Origin of the sequence: Psychrobacter sp. Ps4 (assembly GCF_022129285.1) — a bacterium.
Lineage (GTDB): Bacteria > Pseudomonadota > Gammaproteobacteria > Pseudomonadales > Moraxellaceae > Psychrobacter > Psychrobacter immobilis_A.
The window spans coordinates 1-3,210 of the sequence record NZ_JADQAK010000039.1 but is presented as its reverse complement, the minus strand read 5'-3'; the positions used below and the strand labels follow the sequence as shown (position 1 = coordinate 3,210).

At 41.5% G+C, this 3,210-nt stretch carries 5 protein-coding genes; 1 reads left to right on the top strand and 4 read right to left on the bottom strand.

What is annotated here, in order from left to right:
* Positions 1 to 483, top strand: a complete 483-nt coding sequence (coaD, locus tag I3252_RS14170) for a pantetheine-phosphate adenylyltransferase (RefSeq protein ID WP_044173998.1) — start codon at positions 1 to 3, stop codon at positions 481 to 483.
* 61 nt (positions 484 to 544) lie between these two features.
* Here the strand turns inward: coaD and I3252_RS14165 are convergent, their stop codons facing one another.
* The 4 genes from I3252_RS14165 to rpmG all read right to left on the bottom strand — a co-directional run.
* On the bottom strand, positions 545 to 1,549 hold the full coding sequence (locus I3252_RS14165; protein WP_138241863.1) for an NAD-dependent epimerase: 1,005 nt from the start codon (positions 1,547 to 1,549) through the stop codon (positions 545 to 547).
* Between the two features lie 135 nt (positions 1,550 to 1,684).
* Positions 1,685 to 2,494 carry a bifunctional DNA-formamidopyrimidine glycosylase/DNA-(apurinic or apyrimidinic site) lyase gene (mutM, locus tag I3252_RS14160; protein ID WP_238035669.1) on the bottom strand — a complete coding sequence of 270 codons (810 nt, stop codon included), beginning with the start codon at positions 2,492 to 2,494 and terminating at the stop codon, positions 1,685 to 1,687.
* Between the two features lie 24 nt (positions 2,495 to 2,518).
* On the bottom strand, positions 2,519 to 2,998 hold the full coding sequence (locus I3252_RS14155) for a hypothetical protein (RefSeq protein WP_238035668.1): 480 nt from the start codon (positions 2,996 to 2,998) through the stop codon (positions 2,519 to 2,521).
* A gap of 130 nt (positions 2,999 to 3,128) precedes the next feature.
* On the bottom strand, positions 3,129 to 3,210 hold an 82-nt coding region (gene rpmG, locus I3252_RS14150; RefSeq protein ID WP_238035670.1), incomplete at its 5' end, for a 50S ribosomal protein L33.

Here is a 3,210-nt window from a genome sequence, read left to right as displayed (position 1 = left end):
ATGACCACACGCGTAATTTATCCAGGCACTTTTGATCCCATCACCAATGGTCATCTTGATCTGATTGAGCGAGCAGCAGCGATGTTCGATACGGTCATTGTCGGTGTGGCATATAATCCAACCAAAAAACCGCTTTTCGATTTAAACGAGCGTGTTGCACTGGCTCAGTCTGTAACTCAACATCTTCCTAATGTGGAAATTGTTGGTTTTTCAGGATTACTGGTCAATTTTGCCAAAGAACACAATGCCAATGTTTTAGTACGAGGTTTACGCGCAGTATCGGATTTTGAATACGAATTTCAATTAGCCAATATGAACCGCCGCTTGATGCCAGAGCTAGAAACCGTCTTCTTGACCCCAGCTGAAGAGAACTCATTTATATCTTCGACCATAGTTAAAGAAGTCGCACTTCATAAGGGTGATGTTAGCCAGTTTGTTCCAAATCAGATCTCACAAGCTCTCAATAAAAAACTCTTTGCCTAATCACTATTGTCTAAATCAAAAAAGGAGGCTCATCAGGCCTCCTTCTTATTTAAACGAATCATTACTTCTGATAGTAAGCTCGATACCAATCCACAAAGGCTTTTACGCCTTCTTTTACTTTCACTTCAGGTTTGTAGCCTGTTGCGTTAAATAAATCTTCTGTATCAGCATAAGTCATGTAAACATCACCCGGCTGCATATCCATAAAGTTTTTCTTCGCTTCGATGCCTAGCGCCTCTTCAAGCGCTTCGATGTAATCCATCAGTTTTACAGGACTACCATGGCCAATGTTATACACTCGATAAGGTGCTGAACTGGTCGCTGGAGAGCCTGTCTCTACTGTCCAATCTGGATTTGGTTCAGGAATCACATCTTGAATACGCATAACCCCTTCGACAATATCATCGATATAGGTAAAGTCTCGACGCATATCTCCGTGGTTATACACATCAATTTCTTTCCCTTCCATAATGGCATTAGTGAACTTAAATAGTGCCATATCTGGACGGCCCCATGGACCATATACGGTAAAGAAGCGTAGACCCGTCGTTGGAACACCGTAAAGATGAGAATAGGTATGCGCCATTAATTCATTGGATTTTTTGGTCGCAGCATAAAGCGAAATTGGGTGATCAACACTGTCTGAGGTATTAAAAGGCGTCTTGTGATTTAAGCCATATACCGAACTAGAAGAGGCATAAACCAAATGTTTAACCTTGTGATGGCGACAACCTTCTAGAATCGTTAGATGCCCCACCAAGTTACTATCGGCGTAAGCCAGAGGATTATCAATAGAATAACGGACTCCTGCTTGCGCCGCCAAATGGATCACTTTATCAAATTGCTGATCTGCAAATAACTGAGCCACACCTTCACGATCCGCAAGATCCAATTCAATGAAAGTAAACAATGGATGAGCGGCACGCTGCAGACGCGCTTGTTTTAAAGACACATCGTAATAGTCATTAAGGTTATCAACACCAACAACCTGATGGCCTAAAGCGCATAAACGCTCAGTTACTGCACTTCCAATAAAGCCCGCAGCACCGGTCACTAAATATTTCATTGCTTACTTCCTTACGAGATCATTGCTGAAATGATCAACCAATTATCAATACTGATTTGATCATAGCACTATCACCTGTTAAGAGGTATCTTTAGGTAAACCACTTACCATCAATATTACTGAACCTATAGTTTGTTATTGCTGACACTGTGGGCAATAAACCGTTGCCCTCTGGCCGATTTTTACCTCGGCAAGCTCAGTACCGCACTTAGGGCACGGCAGGCCACCTTTACCATACACTTGTAGTTCTTGAGCAAAATAGCCAGGTTTACCATCAGCATTTTTAAAATCTTTTAGCGTTGTACCACCTTGTTGAATGGCAAAGGCTAATACAGCTTTAATTTCATCCACCAGAACAGTCAATGCTTGAGGAGTTACCTCTCCAGCCGCTTTTTGAGGATGGATACCTGCCGAAAACAGTGACTCATTGGCATAGATATTACCAACACCCACCACAATGTGATTGTCCATAATAAATTGCTTTATCGCGGTGCGCTTACCCTTCGCTTTTTGCTGTAAATAATCAGCAGTGAATGCATCGGTTAACGGCTCAGGACCTAATTTCGCTAAGACATGGTGTTTTGTATCAACAGGTTGCCATAACCAAGCCCCAAAACGACGTGGATCGTTATAACGTAGGATTTCCCCGCTCGATAATACCAAATCAACATGATCGTGCTTTTCGGGAGCCGTTCCAGCAGGTAAAACACGCAAACTTCCCGACATCCCCAAATGCACAATGGCACTACCAACAGGCGTATCTAACAACAAATATTTCGCTCGACGGCGTACTTTAGTAATCGGTTGTTGCTTTATTTGATTAATATCATCTGAAATTGGCCAACGTAAGCGTCCATTACGAATAACAATATCCGTTACTGTTTGATGTAAAACATGTGGGGTAATTCCTAAACGGGTTACCTCAACCTCAGGTAATTCAGGCATGAAATGACTTCCTTTTTTATTCTTTTAAGGAAATAAATACCCGTTATCGACGCTAATTGCTAGCCATTTACCTTGTGGATTTTGCATTAACCAAAACTTAGGTAGTTGATAAACCGTAATACGTGCCGGTTCATTATGGCCAACTAAACCTATTTCAACCGTTTGTGGGTCTGTTAGAAGCGGCTTAAGTTTTGCCAACATCTCAGGCAGAACTTCGGTACCTTGTAATGATTGCCAGTAATTAACGAACGTCTCAGGAGCTTGTTGTGAGCTCGGCTTGATACGCCAACCATGGGGTAATAAATCAATATCATGCTGGCGAAAACGCAATTGATTAATATGAGCGTTGGCAGGTAATAGTGAAATGATATGAGCTTGGGGTGCTTGAGGCGTACTTGTTTTGGCTAAGTGAGCCTTAATTAACTCAGGAAGTTGAATAATCGCAATAAAACTGATGACGCCGATAATCATGACATTATTCCAGCCTCGACGAGTGAGTTTCATAACGTTTCCTTACCTAATAACATTAAATAGGCGAAATAGCCTTCAAGGTGATTGGGTATAGCATAGATTTTAGATATAAAAAAACCCAGTTACTAATAACCGGGTTTTTATCAAAAAAGCAGAGAACCAATTACTTGATTTTAGCTTCTTTGTACACAACGTGCTGGCGAACTACTGGATCAAATTTCTTGATCTCAAATTTGCCTGGCATG

What these genes read in the sequence shown, in the direction of transcription:
- coaD (WP_044173998.1), top strand. Translation starts at nt 1, where the DNA reads ATGACCACACGCGTAATTTATCCAGGCACTTTTGATCCCATCACCAAT.
- I3252_RS14155 (WP_238035668.1), bottom strand. Translation starts at nt 2,998, where the DNA reads ATGAAACTCACTCGTCGAGGCTGGAATAATGTCATGATTATCGGCGTC.
- mutM (WP_238035669.1), bottom strand. Translation starts at nt 2,494, where the DNA reads ATGCCTGAATTACCTGAGGTTGAGGTAACCCGTTTAGGAATTACCCCA.
- I3252_RS14165 (WP_138241863.1), bottom strand. Translation starts at nt 1,549, where the DNA reads ATGAAATATTTAGTGACCGGTGCTGCGGGCTTTATTGGAAGTGCAGTA.